Source organism: Synergistaceae bacterium, from assembly GCA_012728235.1.
Classification (GTDB): domain Bacteria; phylum Synergistota; class Synergistia; order Synergistales; family Synergistaceae; genus JAAYFL01.
On sequence record JAAYFL010000028.1, the window covers coordinates 40271 to 65970 of the forward strand.

Annotated in this window: 24 protein-coding genes and 1 tRNA gene; 5 read left to right on the top strand and 20 right to left on the bottom strand. The window is 35.0% G+C overall.

Going from position 1 to position 25700, the window contains the following annotated elements:
- Positions 1-2 precede the first annotated feature (2 nt).
- A complete protein-coding gene (locus GXZ13_02030) occupies positions 3-800 on the top strand; it encodes a triose-phosphate isomerase (GenBank protein ID NLX74618.1) in 798 nt (265 codons plus the stop codon).
- A gap of 228 nt (positions 801-1028) precedes the next feature.
- Here the strand turns inward: GXZ13_02030 and rsfS are convergent, their stop codons facing one another.
- From rsfS to xseB, 12 genes are all read right to left on the bottom strand, one after another.
- Positions 1029-1406, bottom strand: a complete 378-nt coding sequence (gene rsfS, locus GXZ13_02035; protein NLX74619.1) for a ribosome silencing factor — start codon at positions 1404-1406, stop codon at positions 1029-1031.
- A 47-nt stretch (positions 1407-1453) separates the two neighbouring features.
- Positions 1454-2875, bottom strand: coding sequence for an LCP family protein (locus tag GXZ13_02040; GenBank protein NLX74620.1), 1422 nt, complete (start codon positions 2873-2875; stop codon positions 1454-1456).
- The gene (locus GXZ13_02045) at positions 2876-3493 is read right to left on the bottom strand and encodes a nicotinate-nucleotide adenylyltransferase (GenBank protein ID NLX74621.1); all 618 of its coding nucleotides are present in this window, start codon (positions 3491-3493) and stop codon (positions 2876-2878) included.
- Positions 3494-3557: 64 nt separating this feature from the next.
- Positions 3558-4916, bottom strand: coding sequence for a GTPase ObgE (gene obgE / locus GXZ13_02050; GenBank protein NLX74622.1), 1359 nt, complete (start codon positions 4914-4916; stop codon positions 3558-3560).
- 93 nt (positions 4917-5009) lie between these two features.
- Positions 5010-5267 carry a 50S ribosomal protein L27 gene (rpmA, locus tag GXZ13_02055; GenBank protein NLX74623.1) on the bottom strand — a complete coding sequence of 86 codons (258 nt, stop codon included), beginning with the start codon at positions 5265-5267 and terminating at the stop codon, positions 5010-5012.
- 15 nt (positions 5268-5282) lie between these two features.
- Positions 5283-5594 (bottom strand): 50S ribosomal protein L21, encoded by a 312-nt coding sequence (rplU, locus tag GXZ13_02060; GenBank protein ID NLX74624.1) that lies wholly within the window; start codon positions 5592-5594, stop codon positions 5283-5285.
- A 205-nt stretch (positions 5595-5799) separates the two neighbouring features.
- A complete protein-coding gene (locus tag GXZ13_02065) occupies positions 5800-7455 on the bottom strand; it encodes an AAA family ATPase (GenBank protein NLX74625.1) in 1656 nt (551 codons plus the stop codon).
- Positions 7452-8345 (bottom strand): NAD(+)/NADH kinase, encoded by an 894-nt coding sequence (locus tag GXZ13_02070; GenBank protein NLX74626.1) that lies wholly within the window; start codon positions 8343-8345, stop codon positions 7452-7454. Before GXZ13_02070 ends, GXZ13_02065 begins: the two co-directional genes overlap by 4 nt.
- A 27-nt stretch (positions 8346-8372) precedes the next feature.
- Positions 8373-9185 (bottom strand): TlyA family RNA methyltransferase, encoded by an 813-nt coding sequence (locus GXZ13_02075; protein NLX74627.1) that lies wholly within the window; start codon positions 9183-9185, stop codon positions 8373-8375.
- Positions 9178-11049 (bottom strand): 1-deoxy-D-xylulose-5-phosphate synthase, encoded by a 1872-nt coding sequence (locus GXZ13_02080; GenBank protein NLX74628.1) that lies wholly within the window; start codon positions 11047-11049, stop codon positions 9178-9180. Before GXZ13_02080 ends, GXZ13_02075 begins: the two co-directional genes overlap by 8 nt.
- Positions 11050-11082: 33 nt before the next feature.
- Positions 11083-11976, bottom strand: a complete 894-nt coding sequence (locus GXZ13_02085; GenBank protein NLX74629.1) for a polyprenyl synthetase family protein — start codon at positions 11974-11976, stop codon at positions 11083-11085.
- A 10-nt stretch (positions 11977-11986) separates the two neighbouring features.
- Positions 11987-12193, bottom strand: a complete 207-nt coding sequence (gene xseB, locus GXZ13_02090) for an exodeoxyribonuclease VII small subunit (protein NLX74630.1) — start codon at positions 12191-12193, stop codon at positions 11987-11989.
- 97 nt (positions 12194-12290) lie between these two features.
- Between xseB and GXZ13_02095 the strand changes: the two genes are divergently transcribed.
- On the top strand, positions 12291-12485 hold the full coding sequence (locus GXZ13_02095) for a 50S ribosomal protein L28 (GenBank protein ID NLX74631.1): 195 nt from the start codon (positions 12291-12293) through the stop codon (positions 12483-12485).
- A gap of 26 nt (positions 12486-12511) precedes the next feature.
- Here GXZ13_02095 and GXZ13_02100 read toward each other — a convergent pair whose 3' ends face one another.
- The 3 genes from GXZ13_02100 to mltG all read right to left on the bottom strand — a co-directional run bounded on the left by GXZ13_02100 (position 12512) and on the right by mltG (position 17340).
- Complete coding sequence (locus tag GXZ13_02100; GenBank protein NLX74632.1) at positions 12512-14773, bottom strand: DNA translocase FtsK; 2262 nt, start codon at positions 14771-14773, stop codon at positions 12512-12514.
- On the bottom strand, positions 14774-16144 hold the full coding sequence (locus GXZ13_02105) for a TldD/PmbA family protein (protein ID NLX74633.1): 1371 nt from the start codon (positions 16142-16144) through the stop codon (positions 14774-14776). It lies immediately after the preceding gene.
- A gap of 176 nt (positions 16145-16320) precedes the next feature.
- The gene (mltG, locus tag GXZ13_02110; protein NLX74634.1) at positions 16321-17340 is read right to left on the bottom strand and encodes an endolytic transglycosylase MltG; all 1020 of its coding nucleotides are present in this window, start codon (positions 17338-17340) and stop codon (positions 16321-16323) included.
- 353 nt (positions 17341-17693) lie between these two features.
- Between mltG and GXZ13_02115 the strand changes: the two genes are divergently transcribed.
- Genes GXZ13_02115 through GXZ13_02125 form a run of 3 tightly spaced genes read left to right on the top strand, consistent with a single transcriptional unit; the run spans position 17694 to position 21146 of the window.
- Positions 17694-18839 (top strand): alanine--glyoxylate aminotransferase family protein, encoded by a 1146-nt coding sequence (locus tag GXZ13_02115; GenBank protein NLX74635.1) that lies wholly within the window; start codon positions 17694-17696, stop codon positions 18837-18839.
- 7 nt (positions 18840-18846) lie between these two features.
- Entirely contained in the window at positions 18847-20493 is a 1647-nt protein-coding gene (locus GXZ13_02120) for a phosphoglycerate dehydrogenase (protein ID NLX74636.1), read from the top strand.
- Positions 20490-21146 (top strand): histidine phosphatase family protein, encoded by a 657-nt coding sequence (locus tag GXZ13_02125; GenBank protein ID NLX74637.1) that lies wholly within the window; start codon positions 20490-20492, stop codon positions 21144-21146. The genes GXZ13_02120 and GXZ13_02125 overlap by 4 nt, the downstream gene beginning before the upstream one ends.
- Before the next feature lie 111 nt (positions 21147-21257).
- Here GXZ13_02125 and GXZ13_02130 read toward each other — a convergent pair.
- From GXZ13_02130 to recR, 5 genes are all read right to left on the bottom strand, one after another.
- A tRNA-Val gene (locus GXZ13_02130) sits at positions 21258-21332 on the bottom strand.
- A 60-nt stretch (positions 21333-21392) separates the two neighbouring features.
- Positions 21393-22886 carry an IMP dehydrogenase gene (guaB, locus tag GXZ13_02135; GenBank protein ID NLX74638.1) on the bottom strand — a complete coding sequence of 498 codons (1494 nt, stop codon included), beginning with the start codon at positions 22884-22886 and terminating at the stop codon, positions 21393-21395.
- A 63-nt stretch (positions 22887-22949) separates the two neighbouring features.
- Positions 22950-24110, bottom strand: a complete 1161-nt coding sequence (gene ispF, locus GXZ13_02140; protein NLX74639.1) for a 2-C-methyl-D-erythritol 2,4-cyclodiphosphate synthase — start codon at positions 24108-24110, stop codon at positions 22950-22952.
- A gap of 2 nt (positions 24111-24112) precedes the next feature.
- Positions 24113-24925 (bottom strand): TRAM domain-containing protein, encoded by an 813-nt coding sequence (locus GXZ13_02145; GenBank protein NLX74640.1) that lies wholly within the window; start codon positions 24923-24925, stop codon positions 24113-24115.
- A gap of 175 nt (positions 24926-25100) precedes the next feature.
- A complete protein-coding gene (gene recR / locus GXZ13_02150; protein ID NLX74641.1) occupies positions 25101-25700 on the bottom strand; it encodes a recombination protein RecR in 600 nt (199 codons plus the stop codon).

Here is a 25700-nt window from a genome sequence, read left to right on the forward strand (position 1 = left end):
TGATGCGTGAAAAATTTATTGCTGGTAATTGGAAAATGGCTAACGGACCTAAGGAAGCCACGGATTATATATTACGATTTGCGGAGTTGTTTTTTCAAACAACGAGCGTAATAAAAGCTCAAAAAGATGAAAAGATAAAAATAGCGATATTTCCACCTTCAATCTCACTATCAAATATTATCCATGAAAAAGTAAAAACAGGACTACCTATTATATTAGGTGGCCAAAACATGCACTGGGAAAAAAAAGGTGCTTATACAGGGGAAATTTCAGCACAGATGTTGAAAGAAGCAGGCTGTTCACATGTTATTATAGGACATAGTGAGAGGCGTACTTTGTTTAATGAAACAAATATATTTCTAAATAAAAAAATATCAGCTGCACTTGAAGAAGATCTGACAACAGTATTCTGTTTAGGCGAGCATCTTGAAGAAAAAGAGTCACAAAAAACACATGAAGTTATAAGAAAGCAATTTCTAGAGGGACTAAATGAAATAAAAATTGATCAATTTTCCAAAAAAATAATAATAGCTTACGAGCCGATATGGGCAATTGGATCTGGAATCACAGCAACTTCTTCTGATGCACAAAATGTTTGCTCTTTTATAAGGGAGTTAATATCCGAATCATTTGGAGAAAAGGAAGCCAGTAAGAGTGTTATTCTCTATGGTGGAAGTGTAAAAACAAATAACACAGAATCATTTTTAACTGAAAAAGATATTGATGGTGTTCTAGTCGGTGGTGCTTCGATAGACCCTAATAGTTTTTTTGATATAGTTAAAAAAGCTGTGAAAAGTTAAATAATAATTTTATAGAATTAACGTAACATAAGATATATTATAAGACATTAATTTAATATTAAATATAGCGGTCTTTTTATGTTTTCTGTTTCTTTATAAAGTTGGCCGCTATATTTTTGTATTCTTTATACCCACTTCTCTCACTCAAAGTGATTCTAAATGTAGGTTATAAAACTAATATTTATTTAATAGAAATTAACTTTGTATATGTGTAAAAGGTAAAAAATATCAAAGCTTATTTTCTTCGTCTTCAAAGTGTTTTGCCGGAGCGTCTCCCCAAAGAGAATCTAGTCGATAGTACTCATTCCCTTCTTTGCTTAATATATTAACTACAAGGTGTCCAGCATCCATTAGGCACCATTTAGAACTGTTTTCTCCTTCAATATTATGTGGTAATTTTAAATCGTCTAATATTCTACTTGTAATGTCTTTTAGTGTTTTCGCGTGTAAATCTGATTGTGCAATTGCGACAATAAAGGCCTCTGTGAACCCTGACACCTGGGATAAGTCATGTAAGGTGACGGATAAAGCGTGTTTTTCTATTAAGGCATCTGCTATAGGCTTATATTGGGCTAAAAATTCATCTCTTAATGTGTTTGTATTCATAAAATATCATCCCTTTTATATTCTTTTGTATATTTTTGTTTAATTGCTTAATGTGTCTTTTTGCTTGTAATTTCAATAATCCTATCTAGCCTGGACAATAAAAGATCATAGTCGTGTCCAATTATAATTGTTGCATAATAAGCTTGTTTGTTTTGCCTAATGAGAGTTTGTGGAATATTCATCAAACGACCCAGTGTTTGGGCAGTATTTATACATGATAATGATGCTGTTGTTGGGTATATGATATTCATAGTCTTGTAGTCAAAGTGTTTTGCATTGCCTTTATGGATAACATCTATTCCTATTTGTTGTAATTTAGTCGCAACTTTTTCGGCTATTCCTGCCTTGCCAGTTCCATTTAATACCGCTATAGAATCGGACATGGACTTTATGTTTGTTAATATATTCTCTTTGTTATCAATTTCAGATCCTTTAATAATATTATTATTACTACTACTATTTTCAGTGCCAAGATTATTTATATCATCTGTAGCATTAGAATATGTCATTGATACACCAGCAAAAGTTGTAGTTTTATTTAATTTACCATTTCCAGACAGGAGAACTTCTACAGGCTCACTTATAAATTGTTTTGCTTCTTCTACATCTCCAATCCAGTAACTAAGTTTACCTATAAAGTCTGGGGTCCCATGTAAAGTTGAAAAGAATATCTGATTTCTAGGCAACTCATTTTGTATGAATCCTGCTAACTGAACAGCTAATAATGGCGACATATCTGTTTTAAACAGCCTTATTAATTGTTTTGTTATTTTGGGAATTTTTATAATATTACTTGGATCGTAAGCTTTTTTAACCAAGGCTTTGATAAATTGTTGTTGTCTATGTACTCTCCCTATATCTCCAGATGCATCCTTACGATATCTTACAAAATGTAATGCAGTTTGCCCATCCATAAGCTGAAGCCCGGGTTTTATATTGATGTCTAGCTTTCCTGCTCGATCTACATACCGCATCTTTTTGGGTACATCAATTTCTATGCCACCCAAAGCGTCTACAAGGGCAGGGAAAGAGTCATAGTCAACAAGTAGATAGTATAGAATAGGTTGGTCAATATATTTTTCAACAGTAGCTTTTATAAGATCTGGCCCTCCGAAAGCAAAAGCATGGTTTAATTTTTGGTAGCCGTATCCAGAAACCTCTACCCTTGTATCTCTAGGTAAAGATAATATGCGTACATTTTTATCATCTATATCGATAGTTACAAATAAGATGGTGTCAGATCTTCTTGAACTGTCAACATTATCTTCTCCCAAAACTAAAATATTAAAGCGTCCTTGCTCCTTTAATATCCTATACTGAGCACTTTCACTATCAATATTTTTTTGAACCTCTTTTAAAATATCGCTTGAGGTTGAGTGAAGGGCATTATAAAAACGTAATCCTATTCCAGCAGTTAGAGAAAGAATTGCACAAAAAATCATAATAATACTTTTTTTATTGAGCTTCACCTATATACCTCCATATGATTTTTTGTATAAATTATTTTTTTCAATAAAATTATCAACAAGTGGTGGCACCAAAAAACGTATACTTCTATTGTTTCTAATTCGCTCGCGTAATTCTGTGCTTGAAATAGCCAAGAGAGGTATTTCAAGGGGAATGATAAGCTTTAAAAAATCTTTTGTTAGCTCATTTTGAAGATGTTTATGTGTATAGCCATAGCGACTAACAGCTACAAATTTACACTTTTTGAGAATGTCACCTGTATTTTTCCACGTAAGTATATTCATAACTGCATCTAAGCCTGTAATAAAATAAAACTCCGCGTCTTGATATTCTGGCATTAAACTAAGTATGTTTAGTGTGTCTGCAGTGTAACTTGTTCCCTTTCTTTCTATTTCTATTCTTGAAACACTAAAATAGGGACAGTCAGTAGTTGCTAATACGGTCATCATATACCGGTCTTCGGCAGAGGTAACCCTTTGTCCTGTTTTGTGTGGGGGAACTCCTGTTGGTATAAAAATTACTTCGGACAAGTTCAGTGCAGCATGAGCTTCATCTGCAGCCCTAAGGTGTCCGTAGTGTATAGGGTCAAAAGTCCCTCCCATTATTCCTATCTTTCTAATAGGGCAGTTTTTCATGTGGCCTCCGTAGGTAATGATAGTTGATTTTTTCATATTTTGTTTAATACTATTCGCTTGTATTTTCATTACTATCTGTTTCTTGATTATCTTCATCCATATCTGGTGGAAAATAACCAGGATAAAAATTAAAATCACTATATCCAATTGTCACTGTATCACCGGCTTGTGCACCAGCTGCCTCAAGAAGTTGTTCAACTTTATATTTTCTAAGTAATATTATAAAGCGTCCTAAATTTTCATCCTGGGTTAAATCATATCTTTCTGCGGCCTTTTCGAGCTGTCTATGTATGACTTGAAATCCGCCTCCATGGAGTTTTATTACTTCTATCTTGTTTTTCTGACGCTTTAAAGTATTATCTATTTTCTCTTCAACGGCAAATAATCGTACCTCACTGTGGGGTCTGGGGTTTGATTTGGAAAATTCTATTATCTGTTTTACTAAGTCTACAACTCCTTCTCCAGTTAATGCACTGATAGGATAAAACTTAATATTATTCTTTTTAAAATGTTTTTCTAAAGCTTTTATAACTTCATTAGTATCATCCAATACGTCGATTTTATTTCCAACTACTATATAAGGGCGTTCTTTTAATTGATTATCATATGATTTCATTTCATGTCTAATTATTTCGAAATCCGCTATATGTTGATTAAAATCATTGTGTTCTAAACTAAGCACGTGTATTAAAAGTCGAGTACGTTCTATGTGCCTTAAAAATTCTAAGCCCAATCCTTTATTAAGATGGGCTCCTTCAATAAGGCCAGGAATATCTGCGATTACAATCCGTTCGAATCCAGTGTTTAATACCCCAAGATTCGGCGAAAGTGTAGTAAAGGGATAATCAGCAATTTTTGGTTCTGCATTGGATATCGCTGCTAAAATACTTGATTTACCAACATTTGGTAACCCTACCAACCCTATATCAGCTATTAGATGCAATTCTAAACGTAATTCAACTTCTTCTCCTAAATCACCTTTCTCGCAAAATCTGGGGGCTTTTCTTCTAGAAGACGCGAAGTGTTTGTTGCCTCGTCCTCCCCTTCCACCCATAGCAGCAAAAAAGCGATCTCCAGGCTCTACAAGATCTGCAAGTCCTAAGTTCGTTTCTGCGTCATAAAAAAGAGTACCACATGGCACAAAGATGACAGTATCTGTTCCGGCTGCACCATTTTTTTGGCGTCCTTTTCCGTGTACACCATTGACTCCTTTTATGATTCTTAAATGTTCCAGGTCAGCGAGAGTCTGTATATTTGTAGTGGCTTCAAATATTATACTACCTCCACGCCCACCATTTCCACCGTCAGGTCCGCCATTAGGTTTAAATTTTTCTCTTAAAAAACTCATACATCCGTTTCCACCTCTTCCAGCCTTGGCAGAAACTCGTAGTGAATCAACAAATTTCATATAAATACCTCATTTTTAAAAACTTCTAGGGTAATCTGAAAATTAAAGGGGGCCTAATTTAAGGCCCCCTTTAGTAGCTTTATTTTTGAAGAACTAAAGAGTTTCGGGTTCGACAGTTACGAACTTCCGTTTTGCTTTAGTTAAAAAGCGAACCTTACCAGTTCTAAGTGCAAAGAGTGTATAATCTCTTCCCAAACCTACATTATTGCCGGGATGAAATTTTGTTCCACGTTGACGTACTAAGATTGTACCAGCATTGACAAATTGTCCGTCACTACGTTTTATACCAAGATATTTGGGCTGACTATCGCGACCGTTTGTACTACTGCCCTGTCCTTTTTTATGTGCCATGTTTATTGTCCCCCTTTAGGCATTAATGCTTTTGATTAATATAGATGTATACTGCTGGCGATGATTTCTAAACTTTCTGTAGTTCTTTTTTCTACGATATCGAAAAACTATAACCTTATCTTCTTTACCGTGTTCAAGAATTTTCGCCGTTACAGATGCGCCTTCTACATAAGGCGTGCCGATAAGAGGGGTGTCATCCTTACCTAAGAGAATAACCTTATCGAAAGTAATCTCTGCATCATTTTCTGCATCGATTTTTTCTACACGAATTTTGTCCCCTTCTGATACTCGATACTGTTTACCTGCTGTTTCAATTATTGCATACATCGATTTTCCTCCCTCCGCTGTATGTTAGGCAGCTAAAAAGCTTTTAAAGCCCACATCAAGCGTGTTCTATAACTTGTGCATTCTACTGGTTTTATATATAAATGTCAAGAATTTTTAATTAAAATTAGAAATATATATTTTAAATTTCATGAAACATATAAGATTTTAAGTAATTATAGAAGAATATTTAGACTAAGGAAAGGTATTAGGTGTTATAAAGAAGGGCATTAGCATGTTTTAAGGCTTCTGCTGAGTTTTCATCCCCGGCTAGCATTCTTGCAATTTCACGCTCGCGTTCTACTCCTCTAACTTCTTCAATACTTGTGTTATCTCCTACCCTTTTTACTAAAAAGTGTTGATCAGCCATAGCCGCAATAGTAGCCTCATGTGTTATAAGTATAGTTCTACATCTTTTGGACAACTCTTTAAGTTTGTATCCAGCGAGAAGGGCCGTTCTACCACCAAGTCCCGCTTCCACTTCGTCAAAGACAAGTGTGTCAGGTAAGTTGTTGTCTCCAAGTGCTAATTGTAAGGATATCAATATTCGGCTTAATTCTCCACCTGAAGCATTCTTTGCAACAGGAAGGGGCTCTTGATTTAGGAGTGCAAGTGTGAAAGAGACTCTGTCAGCACCAGTAGCACGAACTTTATCATGTCCATCAATTACAACTCCAAAATTAGCATATTCCATAGCCATTTCTTTTAAATTATTATTCACAATTTTAGATAGCGCTTCTCCGGATTCTTTTCGAAGTGCTCTAAGAGCAAGAGCTTTTGAAGAGATATCTCTTTTATGTTTTTCTACTTGGTCTGTCAAGTCGTCAAGCGTCTTATTAGAGTTTTTAAGCCATTCTATATCGTAAGTTGCTTTTCTTGCATAATCAATAACATCTTTGGAATCAGAAACACCTAATGTTCTTTTTAGTTTTCTCAGCGAACCTATCTTTTTTTCTAGGAGGAGGTGCTTTTCTTCTATTTTTTTTAATTCAAGATCAGAAAGTGTAATTTCAGCAAGCTTTTTTGTAAGTTCTTGAGTTGAGAAGAGTATCTTTTCAATACAATGATGGATAGATTTATCGTCAGTCGTTAAGTCATATGTTTGTTTGGAAAGCTTTTCTAACTCATCCAAGACTCCATCGTTAGAAGGAGAGCCCTGTAGTTTTTGAGAAATGTCTCTAAATGTCATATTGTGTTCATACGTATTTTGCAGTTCGGCCAGTTCTTTCTGCCATAATTCTTCACTATTTACTTGTAGGTTTAGTATTTTAATTTCTTCTAAAATAGTTTCGTAGTCTTGATATGTATTTTCAATTTCTCTGCGTTTTTTTCTAAGGTTAAGTAGTTCTTTTTCAATGTTAATGGTTTCGTTAAATATATGATAAAGTTCACTTGCTGTTTTTTTTAGCAAGTCACTTCCAAATGAGTCTAATAATTCCATTTGTTTTGATTGGTCAATAAGGTCAAGCTGAGAGAACTGGCTTTGTATTACAACCTTTTTTTCCATTAAGTTGGATAGCATGTTAATTGAAGTAGAAAAACCTTGTATCGAAGTTTTTCCTTTACCTGATTTACTAAAAGATCTTTCCACCACAGTTATTCCATCCTGTGATTTATACACATCTGGCAGATTATCGTTTTCTTTTTTATTATTAGATGATAAAGACATCGTAATATAACATGAATCTTCCAAAGTATGAATCATATTTGTTTGAGCTCTTTTGCCAGTGATAAATTCCATTGCTCTTACGAGGCTACTTTTGCCTGCCCCGCTTTCTCCTGTAAGTACAATAAAATCACCCTTAAAGGTTAGCTTGGCTTCTTTTATACCACCAACTCCACGGACGAAAAGTTCTTCTATCAAGCCATATCTCCTCCGTCTGAAATAGCATTGAAACCCCAACGTAATTTTTTCTTAAGAGTGTCATAATAACTACGACCTTCAAGTTCTATTGTATATACGTGAAGGTCTGAGTCTAGCTTAACCTTTATAATATCGTCGGGTAAAATGCCATAGCCAATTTGCCCGTCTTGAGTAAGGACCAAGTTTCTGGCGTTTCCTTTTGGGGTTACCGTCAGGATATCATTGCTGCTTAAAACTACGGGACGAGTATAAAGAGAGTGTGGGCATATTGGCGCTAAGAGCATGCACGGTACATGTGGCGGTATTATTGGGCCTCCTGTTGAAAGAGCATATGCCGTCGATCCAGTTGGTGTCGAGATTATTAAACCATCTCCAAGATAGAGAGAGAGAATTTCGTTTTCAATGGTGACTTCAAGATCTATTACTCTGGCGAGGGCACTATTAGTAATAACAAAGTCATTTAGAGCATGTAGTTCATGTATAATCTGATTGTCTCTTATAACGTGTCCTTTAAGGAGAGAACGTTTTTGTAAAGAGTATTTGTTTATTAATATTTTTTTAATGTCGTTTATCGCTGATTTGGGACTGCCTGTTGCTAGAAAGCCAAGCCGTCCCAAGTTTATGCCATAAAGTGGAATTTTATATCCTAACGAAAATCTGGCGGCTCGTAAAAAAGTTCCGTCTCCCCCTAATACAACGGCAAAGCTAACGGTTTCTTTCCAAACCTTTTCTTCTGTTTCATTTAGATTTAAAGATGCCGCTTCTTGTTGTGGCAACATAAAATTAATATGATTAGAAGAACCCCATGAAAGAAGTTTCACAGCCATTTGTATGGCCTCTTTTTTTTGCGTATTAAAAAGTAGGCCTATATTTTCTTTTTTTCTTTTCATTTAATTCTGCCCGACTTTCTTTATAAACTATGTGAATTTATATGCATTTTTGACAAGATAATCAATATTTATATTGCCAGTAGGCCGTTCCTTCCAAACCTTTTCTTTACTTAAATGCAATAAAAACTCTATGTTCCCTTCATGTCCTTTTACAGGTGAGTAAGTTGCATTTATGAGACTTAAATTCGTTTCTTTATCTATAAAATAAAATATACGTTCGATAATTCTTGTGTGAATACTTTGTTCCGATATTACTCCCCCATTAATCTCATCTTTATTTGCTTCGAACTGAGGTTTTAGTAATACAACCATCTCGCCTTCTTCTTTTAAAAGCTTTTCAAGTGGAAACAGCAACTTGGTTATGGAGATAAAGGAAACGTCCAATACAATTATATCAACCTTTTGTTTATCTAGCATATCTGTTGTTAAAAATCTGGCATTTGTACGGTCCAAGATAGAAACCTTTGGATGATTTTGTAATTTCCATGCAAGTTGACCATAGCCAACATCAACTGCATATACATGCTTAGCTTTTTTTGTAATAAGAACATCAGTAAAGCCACCAGTAGAAGCTCCTATATCTACGCAGACTTTATTTTCCGGAACTATCTTAAAATCATTTAATGCTTTTAAAAGTTTAAGGGCACCTCTACTCACCCATTTTTTATCTTGAATATCCAATTTTAGAGATATATCTGGAGGAACCTGTCTATTAATTTTATCTGATTTTATTCCATTTATGTATACTCTTCCTGATTCTATATAGCTCTGTGCTATTAATTTATTTGCCGCTAGTTTTTTATCAACCAGCAATTTATCTAATCTTATTAGTTTAGCCATTATGATTTATACAAATTTCGATAATATTTTTAACAGTTAGCCCAGATTCTTCAAATTGATCTTTTATTGGAGCTTGAGCAATGAATTTATCAGGAACGCCTATGGATAATACCTTACAATTATATCCGTTTCTGTTTACGTAAGAAGCAATTGCCTCTCCAATTCCTCCAATGAGAAAGGATTCTACTGCTGTTATTATCAAGTTATGTTTACTTAATATTTTATCTATTGTAAAAAAATCTATGGGTTTTATGAACCTTAAATCTACAAGAGTTACATTAATGTTATATGTCGACGCCAGTATCTCCTGGGCATCTAAAAGTAGCGGAATAGTGCTGCCTATACCGATAAGGCAAATACTATCTCCTTTAACTAATATTTCAGCCATGCCCCACTCTTCAACAGATTGAGAGTTTTTACGACAAAGTAATTCTTGGGCAGTCCCTCTAGGGTATCTGATTACTATTGGTCGATTTAAATTAATCCATTTTGCAACAAAAAAATTTAAGTCAGCTATATCTCTAGGAGCAACAAACGTAAGTTCAGGTATTGCTCTCAACCAAGAAACATCCAATACCCCATGATGAGTTTCTCCATCAGCTCCAACTAGTCCAGCTCTATCAATACCAATTAATACAGGTAATTTAGGAATGCAAATATCATGTACTACTTGGTCAGCAGCACGCTGTAAAAAAGTTGAATAAATACATATTGCAGGTTTTAATCCACCAGCCGCCATGCCTGCAGCAAATATCAGTAAATGTTCTTCAGATATTCCGACATCAAAAAATCTTTCAGGGTAATTATTTGCAAAATTACCAAGTTTAGTCCCTTCTTTCATCGCTGCAGTACAAACAACAATACGAGGATCAGTTTGAGCTAGTGCTGTTAAAGATTTTTCCATGGCAGAGCTCCACGAAATTTTTGATGGTTTTGTTAGAAAAGATGGGCGGATTAAGCTACTATTTGCATCTACGCCATGGTAGTAATCTGGAAATTCTTCGGTGATTTGGTTCCCCTTTCCTTTTTGGGTTATAACATGCAGGATTAAAGACTTTTCATATTTTTTTGCGAGTTCAAATGCTTCTTCTAATTCTGAAACGTTGTGTCCATTAAATGGTCCCCAATAGCTTATGTCCATTTCTTCAAAAATATTTGTAGGCAAGAGCAGTGACTTTAATTTATTTTTAATCTTGCCGATTCTATTTTCTAGAGAAATAGGTTTTGTTGAATTTCTAGAGTGTTGTTTTATAAAATTTTTAATTTTCTTGTATGCCGGATTAACGGCAAGATGTGCTAAATGGCTAGCCATGCCACCTATACGAGAATTTATAGACATTTTATTATCATTAAGTACTATTATGACTTTAGATTTTGTGCTCTCAATACAGTTCAAAGCCTCAAACGCAACGCCGTTTATGAGAGCACCATCACCAATAACGGCTATAACCTCATGAGATTCTTGTTTAAGGTCGCGTGCTTTTGCATACCCCATTGCTGCGGATATAGAAGTGCTGCTGTGCCCTGTTGTAAAGAAATCGTATGGACTTTCTTGCATTCGTGGAAAGCCTGCTATTCCACTTTTTTTTCTTAACGTTTTAAACTCATTAAGACGTTTAGTTAGAATTTTATATGCATAAGCCTGATGTCCTACGTCAAAAATGATTTTATTGTAATCTGGATTGAAGACCTTAAGAAGTGCAACCGTAAGCTCAACTGTGCCAAGAGAAGAAGCTAAGTGTCCTCCATTTTTTAATGTAACACTTATAATAAGCTCTCTTAGTTCAGAGCATAACTGGTCTATTTCATCTTTAGATAAGGCATTAAGTCCGTTAAAATCTCTTACGGTTTGTAGTATGTTCATCTTAAATCACCATTGTTCGCATGTTATATATATTTAATATGTCCTTTTTATAAGGTAGTCTGGAAGTTTTATTAAAAAATCATTCTCGTCAAGCAGTTGACTCAACGATTGTTTAGCGAGAATAGACTCTTCTAGAGCCATTTTCTTTGCGGTTTCAAGGCCAAATACAGATACATGGGTATTTTTCTCTTGTATCATATCTTTCCCTCGGCTCTTACCAAGTTCTTCTGTTGTTCCTGTGACATCAAGTATATCATCAACTATTTGAAACGCAGAGCCAAGATGTAATCCATAATTCTTATATGCTTTTATGATTTCTTTGTTCCTAGTACCTAAAATAGCACCTGTTTTTACAGCTGCACATATTAAAGCTCCTGTTTTTAACTTTGCAATTTCACGAACATATTCGGGATTATGATTAGATTGCATATCCATATCTAATGCTTGGCCTCCACAAACTCCGGCCGGTCCTATTGCAGAGGTAAATATTTGTATTGCAAAAAGGATATTATCTGGTTCAATGTTTTTTAAATTTAGCAATGGGAACTCAATTGATTGTGCCAAAAGAGAATCACCCGCGAGAATGGCTAATGTCTCTCCAAATTTTTTATGATTGGACGGTTTCCCTCTTCTTAGATCGTCATTGTCCATGCAAGGGAGATCATCATGAATTAGTGTCGCTGTATGTAACATTTCAAGGCCTAAAGCCATGGGCAGTGCATTTATTGCGGTGCATCCGCAGCGCTCTGCTGTAGCTAGACATAAAACAGGCCTCAGCCTTTTCCCTCCTACAGTTAATGAATATTCCATGGCTTCAAACAACTCTCGAGGCACACCTTGAGAGCGTTTCGATGAAGTAGATAGAAGGTAGTCTTCAAATAGAGCACGATATTTATTCATTGACTTTTTCACAATCATATCATTCATTTTTTCTTATTTATTCCTTTCTTTCTGTATAGGGAAGTTCTCCTGATTCTGTTAGTATTGATACTTTTTGTTTAGCTTTTTCTAGAAAGTTCCTACATTCTTTCACTAATTCTATTCCTTTTTCAAACTCAGCTAAGGCACTCTCAAGAGATATAGTCTCACCTTCTAAGGTTTTTAATATCGATTCCAGTTCTTCCATTTTCTTACTAAAATTCATATTTATTCCTCCAATAAAATATTTGTAAAAAATTATTATAGTATGTTATAATACCTTGGTTAATGTTTTTAGGCTTATACAAGAGGAGGGAAACTTGATGTCTAAATTTTGTGATTGTTGCGGGCGTGGTCCGGCGGCAGGAAATGCTGTTAGCCATTCTAATCGCCACACCAGGCGTCGCTGGCTTGTAAATATACAAAATGTACGAGTTAATGTGGGTGGCGGTGAAACTCGAAAACTTCATATATGTACCAAATGCATCCGCTCCGGTAAAGTTCAAAGGGCCGTTTAAAAGCGGCCTTTTTTACAATGTTTATCTTAACTTAATCTCTCTTCAAATAAATCTTTTGCTTTTCTTTCATCAACCAAGATCTCACGGGGTTTTGGACCATCAGCAGCTCCAACTATTCCCAGTTGTTCCATCATATCTATCAATCTAGAAGCTCGTGAAAATCCTACTCTAAGGCGTCTTTGCAATCCGCTAGCCGACGCTATTCCTGTATTCATTATGATTTCAATAGCTTCCTCTAGCAGGTCGTCATCAAAGTAATCTCCGTCAATACCCCCCATTTGCGAACTTGGTTTAGTTATTTCTATAAATTCTGGTTCTCCAAAAGTATTTTGTAAATAATTTAGCCAGTTAGCTAAAATGCTATCCTCTATCCATGGTGCTTGTATGCGTATTGGTTTGGGGTGTTTTGTTGAAAGAAATAGCATATCCCCCTTTCCAAGTAATTTTTCTGCTCCTGCACAATCAATAATGGTTCGAGAGTCTGCATTACTCGGAAGGGTGAAGGCGACCCTTGCAGGAATATTGGCCTTAATTAGCCCTGTAATAACATTAACAGATGGACGTTGTGTGGCAAGAATTAAGTGAATTCCAGTTGCTCTGGCCATTTGGGACAATCTACAAATATAATCTTCAACTTCTTTTGGTGCAGTCATCATTAAATCAGCCAGTTCGTCAACGATGACAACAATAAATGGCAGTCTATCTTTCTCGCGTACTTTTTTATTATAATCTTCAAGATTACGGACCCGGAGATCTGCAAATGTAGAATAGCGTTTTTCCATTTCTCTAATTGCCCAAGCAAGCACGTGTACAGCTTTTTTTGTATCAGTCACAGGGGGGGTAAGTAAGTGCGGTAATTTATCGTATACAGACATTTCTACGCGTTTAGGGTCTACAAGAATCATACGTAACTCTTCTGGAGTGCGTGTTGAACATAGAGCAACAATACAAGAATTTATAAAAACACTTTTACCTGAGCCTGTCGTACCTGAAACTAACAAGTGAGGTAGTTTTTCTAATCCTACAACGACAGAACCGCCGTTAACACCGACACCAAAAGGCAGTGGTAACAAATGTTTTGAATCCTGAAAATTGTGGTCGCTAATAACTGTCCTTAAGGGAATTCCTCTACGTATCGGATTTGGTATTTCTATTCCTATGTATGGTTTCCCTGGTATAGGGGCTTCTATACGCAAACTTGGTACAGCAATTGCAAGAGCAATATCTTTACCCAGAGCTGCAACTTTATTTACTTTTATTCCTGGAGCTAGTTGTATTCTAAATTGAATAACAGTAGGCCCTACCAGTATGTCTGCTAAAAAGGCCTCTATACCAAATTGATCTAATGTCTGTATTATTTTTTTGCCAAACGGCGTTGCTTTTTCTTGATCCATCTCTCCTTCATTAGACTCTTCATTTCCGAAAACTTCAATTGGAGGAGGGAAAATTCCTTGTTTTACTTTGTTTTTTTGTTCAATATTTAAATTAAACGCAGGATCTAAAACTTGGTCTTCTCCAAGTTCTTTTGTTTGAGGCCGGATTTTGATGTTTTTCTTATCTAAATCTAGATGATTATTTTTATTTGGTACATTAAAATAGTCATATGAATTTCTGTCAAAATCATTAATATTTGGTGCACCTTCAAAATCAAATGCATCATTTGATATAACATTTTTTGGGTGATTTTGATTAGTAGCTTTATCTTTTATTTTGTTAATTTTTGCTATAAACATTTGAATAAACTTTGTAATGTATGGAAGTTTTATATAAGGCTTAATACCATACAAAATTAGCGATATATATATAGATATGAGACCTAAAAGAAATGTGCCTACTACACCAAGGAAAGCAAAAGATAATCTAGATAACCCTATGCCAAAATCTCCAGGGTTTAACCATTTCAAGTTTAATCTATTTGGCTTATTTGTTAAAAAATACAGACCTAAAAGTAGGGATACATTTAAAAAAATTAGTATAGTCGCAATTATTTGTCTGCGAAAATATGGTATTGCACGTGATAGCAATTTTAGAGAAGATATATAAAAAACAAAAAATAAAAGAACAACTATTGAACCACCTATACGAGTTAACAAAAAGGAAGAAATTTTACACCCTAAAGAACCAGTCAAAGGCGTATATATAGACATTATTGTATAAATAGTTAGAAAAAGAACACACAAGAAAAATAGTTTTTCCTGCACCTTGCTAACATGCGGAAAAAATCCTTTGGAGTTTTTATTCTTTGTTTTGTTTGAATATCTTTTCTCTGACTTTCTACTAAAAAACATTTATGCCTCACTCCCACCAACAGTAAGTCCGTCGACCAGCATAGATGGTTGTCCGTCGGTTACAGGTACGCCTTGTCCTGATTTGCCACAAATTCCAGAATCCATCACTAAATTATTTCCTAATTCTATAATATTCTTCAAAACAGACGGGCCATTACCACTGAGTGTAGCTCCACGCACTGGATAGGACACTTTGCCATTTCTAACCAAATATCCTTCTGAAACAAAAAAAACAAAATCTCCTGTTGTCGGATTAACCTCTCCCCCACCCATTTTCTTTACATAAATCCCGTTTTTTATGCGATCTAACATTGATTCGAAAGTTGCATTGCCAGGTAATATAAAAGTATTGCTCATGCGTGGAACAGGAGCATATTTAAAAGATTCTCTTCTTCCGTTTCCAGTGGATTTAGCATTATATTTTTTTGCAGATAATATATCTGAAATATAACTTTTAAGAACTCCATTTTCAATTAGAACGCTTCTCTGAGCAGGCACCCCTTCGTCGTCAAACTTGTAAGAACCATATAAGCTTGGGATAGTTGGGTCATCTATCATTGTTATATTTTTGTTGGCAACCAATTGTCCTATTCTATCTCTATATATTGAATAATCTTTATCGACTATGTCAGCTTCTAAACCGTGTCCACAAGCTTCATGAATTATAGTGCCACCTGCTTCCCCAGCAAATAAAACTTGCATTCTTCCAGCTGGACATGCCTTAGCTCTTGTCATTAGCAAAGCTCTTTGTAAAGCAATATTCGCTATGCTTGATGGAGTTGAGCTCCCCCAAAATTTATCTAATGCAACTGACTTGCACATACGCTCTGAACCCGAATAAAGAATGCCTTTCCGCTCAACGATTACCTGTGCAACGAAACTACTATAATCGCGTGTATCTGATACAACTGAAGCATCTGGTTTTATAATAAATATGCGTTTTTTAGAAACTGAATATCTAAACGTAACTTGTCTTACCAAGGGCGAAGCCTTTCTAATCTCGTTATTTAGGTTTTGTAATATGTCGGGTTCTGGAGAAGATGTTTTTTCACAAGGCTCAATAATATCTATCGTTTTACTATCAAGGGCTTTTGTTTTTTTATTTAAAGCAGTCTCAATTACCGTTGAAAAAGCTTCATTAATATTTTTAAAATCTATCCCAGAGGTATGTGAATAAAAAGTTTTATTATCTAATACAATGCGAGCCCCACTTCCATTTGAAGTAGAAGAAGAAAGCTCTTCAATCTTCCCTTCTTCATAGTGAGCTGCATGACCAGAAGAAGACTGTATATAGATATCAGAGTAGTCAGCTCCAGCATTTATTGTGTCTTTTATCCTTTCATGAAGAATGGCAATTTTTTTAAATTCCATTATAATCTTTGCCTCCAAAACAAAATAAAGAGTGACTTTTAATTGTTTTTTAATAAAAGTGTCATTTTCGTTTTTATTATCCTTAAAATCTAATATTTGCCTTTAATTATAGTACACTAAATCTATAGATTAAAATGGAATGAATTTGAAATGAAAATAGTTTTAACTGTATTAAATTATTGAATTTCTTGTAAGAGCCTCTGTTTTTCTAAGTGTTCTTTGTAAGTTTTACTAAAAATATGCCTACCTTCTGATGTAGCAAAAAAGAACAGATATTCTGTTTCTTCAGGATTTAGGGCACTTAGCCACGATTTTAGTGACGGAACACATATTGGTCCTGGTGGAAGACCATAATTCAGATATGTGTTATATGGGGATTCTATTTCTAAATCTTTATAAGACAGGCGATCTTTTTTAATTCCTACATTACTCCAAGAATAAATTACAGTCGCACATGATTGTAATCTTATGTTTTTTTTGATTCTATTTAAGAAAATACCTGAAAGTATTGGTCTTTCTTCATCAAGTTTAGCCTCTCCTTCGACGATTGAAGCTAAAACAGCTATTTCATTTAACTCCTTTTTTGTATAATCTTGAGGAATTCTTGCTCCTACTTTTTCAAACCAGAGTTTTGATGCTTCTTTTATAAAAAATTTAGCAGTTTCGTTCTCAGTTAATAGAGAATATGTTTCAGGTAGGAGAAACGCTATTCTATCTTGTGGGCTTTTAGGAAGTATTTTGACTATGTTGTCTGGAAAATTATTGTTATTTAATAGTTCCTGGGTAAAAATATCTATATCATCTTTTATAAATCTTTTTACAAGACTTGCATATTTAACTCCAGGAACCAGCATAAACCGTTCCGTAACAGGCTTTGCTTTTTGTAATTCATAAGCAACATTTATCTCATGTCCTTTATGCAAATAATATTTTCCAGGACGTAATGATTTATCAATATTCAAGCGTACCATCCACTGAATTAATAGGTTAGTATCTTTTATTAGCTCTGCTTCTTTTATTGTAAGAGCTATTTGTTTTGCAGACATCCCATGGACGATTATCACTTCTTTTTCTTCTGTTTTCAATGAATAAAAGTTCGGTTGATATACAGGAATTAAAATAGAATAGATTAGATATATTATAAAAAGGAATGAAAAGAAAATGATATCAAAAACACTAGAAAGTTTATTTTTCATAAAATCCTCCATAAACATAGACTGTACTGCTGTAGATTATACAAACTAATCGGCATAAATACCATATCTTTATGGCGAGATATTTGACATAAAAACATGTAAATAGTATAAGCTTTGATTTAGTCTTTAACTACTTGTAGCAGAAAGAACCAACAAAATTATGTTTAAAGCATAGCTTTTTGAGAGTTATTTTATTTAATTTATATTTTTGACCCTTTATTATATATGTCACAGGTGTAGAATATGTTTTAGTTGGTGCGGCATTAATATTCACCTAAAATATTATGACGTATATAAAGGGAAAAGATATATATATCTAGATTCTCATATTTATAATAAGGAGGGTTTTATTTATGAGAAGGCATTTGTTAACACCCGGACCAGTAGAATTATCACATGATGTAATTTTAGCCGGGGCAAAACAGCTAATAGGACATAGAACAGCTGAATTTTCTGATTTATTAAAAAATTTAGAGGTTAAATTAGCAAAGTTACTAAAATCGGAAGGACCAGTTGTAATTCTTCCTTCTTCCGGAACTGGGGCTCTTGAGTGCTTAATTTTTAATTTTTTAGATAAAGGAGATAAATTCCTTTCTGTTTCTTGCGGTAATTTTGGTAGCAGATTTCGTAAAATTGGAGAACAAGTAGGTGCTGAAGCTGTTTGTCTGGATATATCCTTAGGATCTTCTCCTGACCCAGACGTTGTAGTGGATTTTGTAAAACAAAATCCTGAATGTAAGGTTTTACTTCTAACTCAAAATGAAACTTCGACAGGGGTCCTTGTGCCTATTAAAGAAATAATTTATGCACTGCCGAAAGAGAACCGGCCCATCATACTTGTTGATGGAGTCAGTTCCGTAGGAGCAATGGAGTGTTACCCAGAAGAATGGGGTGTAGATGGGCTTGCTACTGCTTCTCAAAAAGGACTGCTTACTCCACCTGGGCTAGGTCTTGTATGGCTATCAAAAAAAGCATGGGACTTTATAGAAAAAAGAAAATGTATCAGTCATTATTTTGATTTAAAGTTACACAAAAAAAGATTGATTTCAGATATCCCTGATAATCCCTACACTCCCCCAGTATCTTTATTTTATGCTCTTGATGAAGCCCTAGATTTTATTTTAAATAATGATAAGGAAAAATGGTTTAAGTCACGTATACAATATGCTAGAGCATTTGCAGCGGGAATTGAAGCGTTAGGATTAGAGCTTTTAGTCCCTAACTCTAACTATCGTTCACCTGGACTTACAGCATTTTCTTCAAAAACTTTGGATTCAGAAAAAATACGGAAATACCTCAAGGAAATTGGGATAGAAACTGCTGGAGGATTGGGTTCTCTAAAGGGAAATCTTATACGAGTGGCTCATTATAATGATTGTAATTGGCCAGAGCTTTCTATGATTCTAGGATCATTGTATGCAGCATTAGTTGCTCTTGGAGAAAAACCAAATTCAGATTTTATAACTAAAGCGTTAAATGAATGGAATAAGGAGAAATAACAATATCATGAACAAAAAATGGAAAATTCTAGTAACTGAAACTATAGGAGAACTAGGTATAAATATATTAAAAGAGGCTCCTGATATTGAATTAATTCAAAAAAAATCAATGTCAAAGGAAGAACTAAAGCTTGCTGTTAGTGATATAGACGGCATCCTTACTAGAAGTGGAACAACAATGGATGCAGAAATCATAAACGCCACTACAAACCTTAAAGTAATAGGGCGAGCAGGTGTAGGTGTAGACAACATCGATATTCCAGCGGCCAGTCGCAAGGGAGTCATAGTTATAAACGCACCGAGTGGAAACACATTGGCAGCGGTAGAATTGACTATTGGTACCATGTTATCAGTAGTTCGTAAAATATCTCAAGCAAATGCATCTGTTCGTAGAGGTGAATGGACAAGAAGCAAGTTCACGGGCTGTCAACTAAACGGTAAAAAACTTTTAATAATTGGCTTAGGGAGAATTGGCGGAAATGTGGCAACAAGGTGTCGCGCATTTGGAATGGATATAATAGCTTATGATCCTTATATAACTCAAAAAAGAGCTGATTCCTTAAGAGCTAACCTGATGTCCAATCTTGAAGATGCAATAAAAATAGCAGATATAGTAACTATTCATACACCTCTTACAAAAGAAACAAAAAACATGATAAACAAAGAGACATTAAAATTATTTAAACCTGGAGCATATCTTATAAACTGTGCAAGGGGCGGCATCGTAGATGAAAAAGCTGTGGCGGATGCCGTAAGAAACAAAAACTTAAATGGCTTTGGCACAGATGTTTTCTCTATAGAACCTCTTGATAGTAATCATCCTTTCTTGAATGAGGAAATCGCAGACAGAGTGCTTCTTACTCCGCATATTGGAGCGAATACTTATGAGGCACAATCCGAAGTATCAAGGATTGCTGTAGAAAACATGCTTTCTGTATTACGTGGAGAGCCATATGTTCACGCGGTAAATCTTCCTTTTATTGAACAAGCTCTCACATTGGAACAAAAAGTATATCTAAATCTAGCCAGAAAGATAGGAGTCTTAGCGGCGAAAGTTGCTGAGGTAAAAGGCAATGCAGTTAAGTGTGTGCATTTTAAAATGAGGGGTAATATTTTTGATAAAGAAGAAGGTTATACCGAACAGCTAATGCCCTACACAATTTCTGCTTTGAAAGGTCTACTAGAAGTTAGTTTAGGCGAAGAGGTAACCTTTATGTTAGCACCAATACTTGCAAAAGATAGAAATATTAATGTAGTTGAAAGTACTGGCGAAGCTCAAACCTATAAAAATACGATTGAAATCGAGCTAGAAACAGAAAAAGAAAGCATTCTATTGATAGGAACAATTACAGAAGAAGGAAGACAGCGCATTGTAAGAGTTAATGACTATTGGATTGATTTTGTGCCGAATGGGAAAATATTGATGTTCCAAAACTATGATATGCCAGGAGTAATTGGAAAAATAGGTACGCTTTTGGGCGAAGCCGGTGTAAATATTGCTAACTTTGCTCTTGGACGAAAAAATGAAAGCGGACATGCTTTAGGCGTACTAGAGATAGACGGTGAAGTAGATGATAAATTAATGAACAAATTAATAAAAAGCGGTGATTTACTATGGGAAACAACAGTTGATTTTTCAGGAGATATTAAATGAGATTTTTCATTGTTCGCCACGGAGAAACCGCATGGAATACAGAGGGACGTTTTCAGGGACAAATAGACACAGAACTTAATGAAAAAGGTCTTAGTCAGGCTAAATTAGTGGCGCAGAGGCTTTCTGGGAAAAAGTTTGATGCAATAGTATCGAGTCCTTTAAAAAGAGCTCTTCATACTGCCCGTGAAATAGCTTCTACTACTAATCACAAAGACATTGTTATAGAAAATGATCTTATAGAAATTAATCATGGAGATTGGGAAGGGTGTCACGCAGATCAAATAGAAGCTCAATGGGGACATTTATTAAAAAAATGGCACAAAACACCAGAACTTGTAACAATGCCAGGCGCTGGTGGTGAATCTCTGTGTGATATAACAAAAAGATCTGTAAGTGTAATTAATCAGATAGCTGATATGTACAATGGTGATGTTCTGCTTGTTTCTCACGATGCCGTAATTAAAGTTTTGTTCTGTTATTGGACAAATTCTCCCGTTTCAAGTTTTTGGAGATTTCAAATACCTAACTGTAGCATTTCAATTATTGAGATGCCACAATCGGATTCTCTCTTCCCTCCACGTCTACTTCTAATGGGAGATGTTTCTCACTTAGGCAATTCTTTTTCTCAATTGCAAGAACAAAAGGGGCTTTAATATATTTTAATTATTTCAACTAAATAATTAAATTTGTCAATCTCCAATACTTATAAATTTAAATAAAAAGCTCTCTATACATATGTATAGAGAGCTTTTTTAATTTATGTATGGTGGGCGGTAGAGGATTTGAACCTCTGACTTCTACCATGTCAAGGTAGCGTTCTACCCCTGAACTAACCGCCCAACGAGAAGATATTATACAGTTTTTATAAGATAAGTCAATAAAACTTTCTACTCTGTTTTTTATTCTACGCCATAGTTTGGTGCTTCTTTTGTTATAATTACATCGTGAGGATGACTTTCTTTCATAGATGCTGCAGTAACTTGTACGAATTTAGAGTTTTTATGCATTTCATCCAAGTTGGCTGCTCCTACATAGCCCATCCCGACTCTTATACCACCAGCTAGTTGATAAATAACGGCAGATAGAGGCCCCTTATGTGGTACCATGCCTTCTATCCCTTCCGGTATAAGTTTGTCTTCTCTTGTGCCTTCTTGGAAATAACGATCTTTGCTGCATCCTCCCTTCATGGCTCCTAGAGAACCCATGCCTCTATAACTTTTAAATGATCTGCCTTTATATATAACAGCTTCTCCAGGGCTTTCTTCTGTACCGGCAAAAAGAGAGCCAATCATTACTACATCCGCTCCTGCAGCAAGTGCTTTGACAATATCTCCCGAATACCTAATTCCTCCGTCTGCAATGACTGTTTTGCCACGTGCATGTGCCATCTCAGCAATATTCATTATGGCTGCAACTTGAGGAACACCTATACCTGCTACTATTCTTGTAGTACAAATTGAGCCAGGCCCAATCCCTACTTTTACTCCATCAGCGCCAACCTCTATTAATGCTTCAGCCGCTTCTTTCGTGGCAATGTTACCTCCTATTAGAGGAAGATCTGGATAAAGCTTACGTAGTTTCGCAACCATGTCGATGACCATAGTAGAGTGACCATGTGCTGTATCTACTACAATTGTATCAACTCCAGCTTCAACAAGGGCAGCTGCCCTATATAGAGAGTCTGAACCAACGCCAATGGCTGCACCCACGCAAAGACGTCCATGGCTATCCTTGCTAGAAGTTGGAAATTCTCTTGCTTTTAAAATATCTTTTATAGTTATTAAGCCTTTTAATATTCCGTTTTTATCGATTATTGGAAGTTTTTCTACCTTTGTGCCCATCAATATTTTTTTTGCATCTTCCATAGTTGTACCAATAGTTGCTGTTATTAAGTTGTCTTTAGTCATAACATTAGAAATCGGTTGGTCAAGGTTTGTTACAAAACGAAGGTCACGATTTGTTATTATTCCTACTAAGCGTTTCCCTTCATCTACAACAGGAACTCCTGATATATGGTAATGTTCCATAAGAGCAACAGCATCTCTTACACTATCTTCGGGATGGCGAAAAAACGGGTCTACTATAACACCGGATTCAGATCTTTTAACCCTATCTACTTCAATTGCTTGCTGTTCGTATGTGAGGTTTCTGTGTATTATTCCCATACCACCCTCACGGGCAATTGCTATTGCAAGACGTGCGTCTGTCACTGTATCCATAGCTGCGCTACAAATTGGGATATTTAAATTTATTTGTGAGGCAAACTTGGTCTTTAAATTAACTTTATCTGGCATAACCTCACTATATCCTGGTACTAATAAGACATCATCAAATGTAAAGCCTTTATAGTCCACAAATTTGCTGTTATATATTTCTCTTTCTTTTTTATCCATCATTTGTAAGCCCTCCATCAAAATTATTATAGTATTATACTTTATTTTCGATTTTTTATAATCTCATATTTTAGATATAGTTGCTATTGCGTGACATATAATACATTCAGATCTACCCACACTGCCACATTCCTCTGGTGACTTTAACTTCATATTTACATTCATGTCTGATTCTAATTCTTTCAAATAAAAAAATAAAGAAGCCTTAAATTCATTAAGTTTATTTGCGAGCCTTGGGGTTTGTGCAATGAGAGTAACATCTACCCAATTGATTCTCCAATGATTTAAATGCAATCTATCAATAACTTTTTTGAGCATTACTCCGCTATTTGCATTTTTCCACTTTGAATCAATTGCCGGAAATAAGGTACCAATGTCTGGCTCTCCCGCTGCGCCCAGTAAAGAATCCATAACAGCATGAAATACTACGTCTCCGTCCGAATGTGCCATCAATCCTAATGGCGAATCTTCAATTTGTACTCCCGCTAGAATTAATTTACGATTAGGGACAAGTTTATGAACATCATATCCGTGTCCTACACGTACAATTCCTTTTTGCTTAGTCATTAAAACAGCCCTTTTCCAGTCATTTTCTGTTGTTATTTTAAAATTATTTTCTTCGCCTTTAATAGTTGAAATCTTTAATCCTTCGTTTATCCATGTACTGGCTTCATCAGTATCCTGAAAAGTTGATTTTTTAAGAATATAAGCTAATCTTTCTTTTTTAAACGCTTGTGGTGTTTGTGTTATATAAACTATGTTTCTATCAATGGTACTAATATTATCGTTTACGATTGTTTTTAGTGAATCTGTCAGTTCTAATAGAGGGATTGCTGCATCGTTCAATATGCACTCTTCCATTAAGCTTAAACACATTTCTTTTGTTAAAAAGGGCCGTGCTGCATCGTGAATTAATACATGTGAACCATATGCTGCATTAAGTGCATTACGCACAGAGGATGCACGAGTACTTCCCCCCGATACTACTCTTATAGGTAAATTATCAGTTAGTATGTTCGTTTGGAATTCATCTAAATAATTTGAAGGTACAACTAGAATTATATCAAGTTCGTTATTTTTCGGAATAAGTTGTAGCGCAATATCAAAAGACCACCTCCAAAGAGGTTTTCCTCCAAGTAATCGAAATTGTTTTAACTCTCCACCTAAACGACTACCGGTACCAGCTGCAACTATTATAAATGACCATTTGTTTTTATTTACCATTTTTATATTTCTATTCGTCCAAAAACCATTCTTCCGGCAGAGGTTTGTAGGATTGAAGTTACTGTGATTTTTACACGTTCACCTATATGTTTATAGCCGTCCTCAACCACAAGCATCGTCCCATCATTAAGGTATCCTATGCCCTGTTGATTTTCTTTACCAGCTCTTAAAATTTCTACTTCTACATTTTCTCCGGGCAATAAAATAGGTTTTAATGAATTTGTAAGATCATTTACGTTGAGAACTGAGACTCCCTCAATTTGGGCTATTTGGCTAAGGTTATAGTCAGTAGTGATAATTTTAGCCTTTATTTTTTTTGCAAGAGCAACTAAAGCATCGTCAACGTTTTCTCTTTCTAAGTCTTGTAGCTTTGTTTCTGATATCTCTATTTTTATTGTTTTTAATTTTTGTAATTCAGTAACGACGGTCATGCCTCGCCTACCCTTAGTTCGTCTTAATGGATCTGTAGAATCAGCTATCCTTTGTAGTTCAGTCAAGATAAATCTTGGAAGAACAATGCTGCCTTCTAAAAAGCCGGTTAGTGCTACATCAAGAATTCTTCCGTCTATTATTGCACTTGTATCAAGAATTTTGGATGGTGAATGATCTTTTTTAAAAGTTGTAACACAATGATTTGAAAAATCAATCCGTTTCAAATCATTATGGTCGCTATGTAACAGGCTATTTTTTACTTCAAGCTTATTTAAAAAAAAACTACTAAGCCTAAATAAGAGAGGTGTAAGAAGTATACCCAAGGTTATAAATAAGATTAATATAAAAGCTGTAAGTAATGTGTGGTGAAATGAATCGAACATTAAAAATAAATCTTTAATGTTATTACTTTCAGAAATTTTGTAACCGATAATAGCAAATATAAATATAACAATAATTTTAGCAATTTTTTTGTAAATATTAATAACTTTATAGTTAACCACATATTCCCCTCCTTTTATAAAAAATATCTCCTAAACAAAAAGCGTCTTATAATGTCTATAACATTTCTTTTCTAGATTCTAATGCCATATGTAACGTTACTCTGTCAGCAAAACCAATGCTACCGCCAACGGGAAGGCCATAAGAAAGTCTAGATATTTTAATGGGCAAATCTTTCAGTGCGTCTTGTACCGCAAATGCAGTTAAATCGCCCTCGACTCTTGGAGATGTAGCTAAAATTAATTCTTGAATTTTAAGTTCATTTATTCTTCTTCGAAGTTTTTGTAAACTTTCAATTGGTATTTCTTTATCTTCTAAAGGAGAGCTCTGTCCTCCTAAAACATGATAGAGCCCAGTAAAAATGCCTGCTTGTTCAATAGCAACGCAGTCTTCATCTGTTTCTACAACACAGATACAGCTTCTATTTCTTGTTTCATCTCTACATATAGAACAAGGGTTAATATCAGTTATATTTCCACATTCAGAACAGTGAGAAACTTCTTTAGCAAGATTAATTAAGCTACTAGCAAAATCTTCAATCCAATTAGTATCGTGTCTTAAAACGTAAAAAACCATACGTCTTGCTGACTTCTCACCTATTCCAGGCAGCTTGCTCCAAAGTTTTATTAATTTTTGCACAGAACTAGGTAATGACAA

Coding starts and splice junctions, on each gene's coding strand:
- GXZ13_02030 (NLX74618.1), top strand. CDS start 3: ATGCGTGAAAAATTTATTGCTGGTAATTGGAAAATGGCTAACGGACCT.
- rsfS (NLX74619.1), bottom strand. CDS start 1,406: ATGAATACAAACACATTAAGAGATGAATTTTTAGCCCAATATAAGCCT.
- obgE (NLX74622.1), bottom strand. CDS start 4,916: ATGAAATTTGTTGATTCACTACGAGTTTCTGCCAAGGCTGGAAGAGGT.
- rpmA (NLX74623.1), bottom strand. CDS start 5,267: ATGGCACATAAAAAAGGACAGGGCAGTAGTACAAACGGTCGCGATAGT.
- rplU (NLX74624.1), bottom strand. CDS start 5,594: ATGTATGCAATAATTGAAACAGCAGGTAAACAGTATCGAGTATCAGAA.
- GXZ13_02070 (NLX74626.1), bottom strand. CDS start 8,345: ATGAAAAGAAAAAAAGAAAATATAGGCCTACTTTTTAATACGCAAAAA.
- GXZ13_02075 (NLX74627.1), bottom strand. CDS start 9,185: ATGGCTAAACTAATAAGATTAGATAAATTGCTGGTTGATAAAAAACTA.
- GXZ13_02080 (NLX74628.1), bottom strand. CDS start 11,049: ATGAACATACTACAAACCGTAAGAGATTTTAACGGACTTAATGCCTTA.
- GXZ13_02085 (NLX74629.1), bottom strand. CDS start 11,976: ATGAATGATATGATTGTGAAAAAGTCAATGAATAAATATCGTGCTCTA.
- xseB (NLX74630.1), bottom strand. CDS start 12,193: ATGAATTTTAGTAAGAAAATGGAAGAACTGGAATCGATATTAAAAACC.
- GXZ13_02095 (NLX74631.1), top strand. CDS start 12,291: ATGTCTAAATTTTGTGATTGTTGCGGGCGTGGTCCGGCGGCAGGAAAT.
- GXZ13_02100 (NLX74632.1), bottom strand. CDS start 14,773: ATGTTTTTTAGTAGAAAGTCAGAGAAAAGATATTCAAACAAAACAAAG.
- GXZ13_02105 (NLX74633.1), bottom strand. CDS start 16,144: ATGGAATTTAAAAAAATTGCCATTCTTCATGAAAGGATAAAAGACACA.
- mltG (NLX74634.1), bottom strand. CDS start 17,340: ATGAAAAATAAACTTTCTAGTGTTTTTGATATCATTTTCTTTTCATTC.
- GXZ13_02115 (NLX74635.1), top strand. CDS start 17,694: ATGAGAAGGCATTTGTTAACACCCGGACCAGTAGAATTATCACATGAT.
- GXZ13_02120 (NLX74636.1), top strand. CDS start 18,847: ATGAACAAAAAATGGAAAATTCTAGTAACTGAAACTATAGGAGAACTA.
- GXZ13_02125 (NLX74637.1), top strand. CDS start 20,490: ATGAGATTTTTCATTGTTCGCCACGGAGAAACCGCATGGAATACAGAG.
- guaB (NLX74638.1), bottom strand. CDS start 22,886: ATGGATAAAAAAGAAAGAGAAATATATAACAGCAAATTTGTGGACTAT.
- ispF (NLX74639.1), bottom strand. CDS start 24,110: ATGGTAAATAAAAACAAATGGTCATTTATAATAGTTGCAGCTGGTACC.
- GXZ13_02145 (NLX74640.1), bottom strand. CDS start 24,925: ATGTTCGATTCATTTCACCACACATTACTTACAGCTTTTATATTAATC.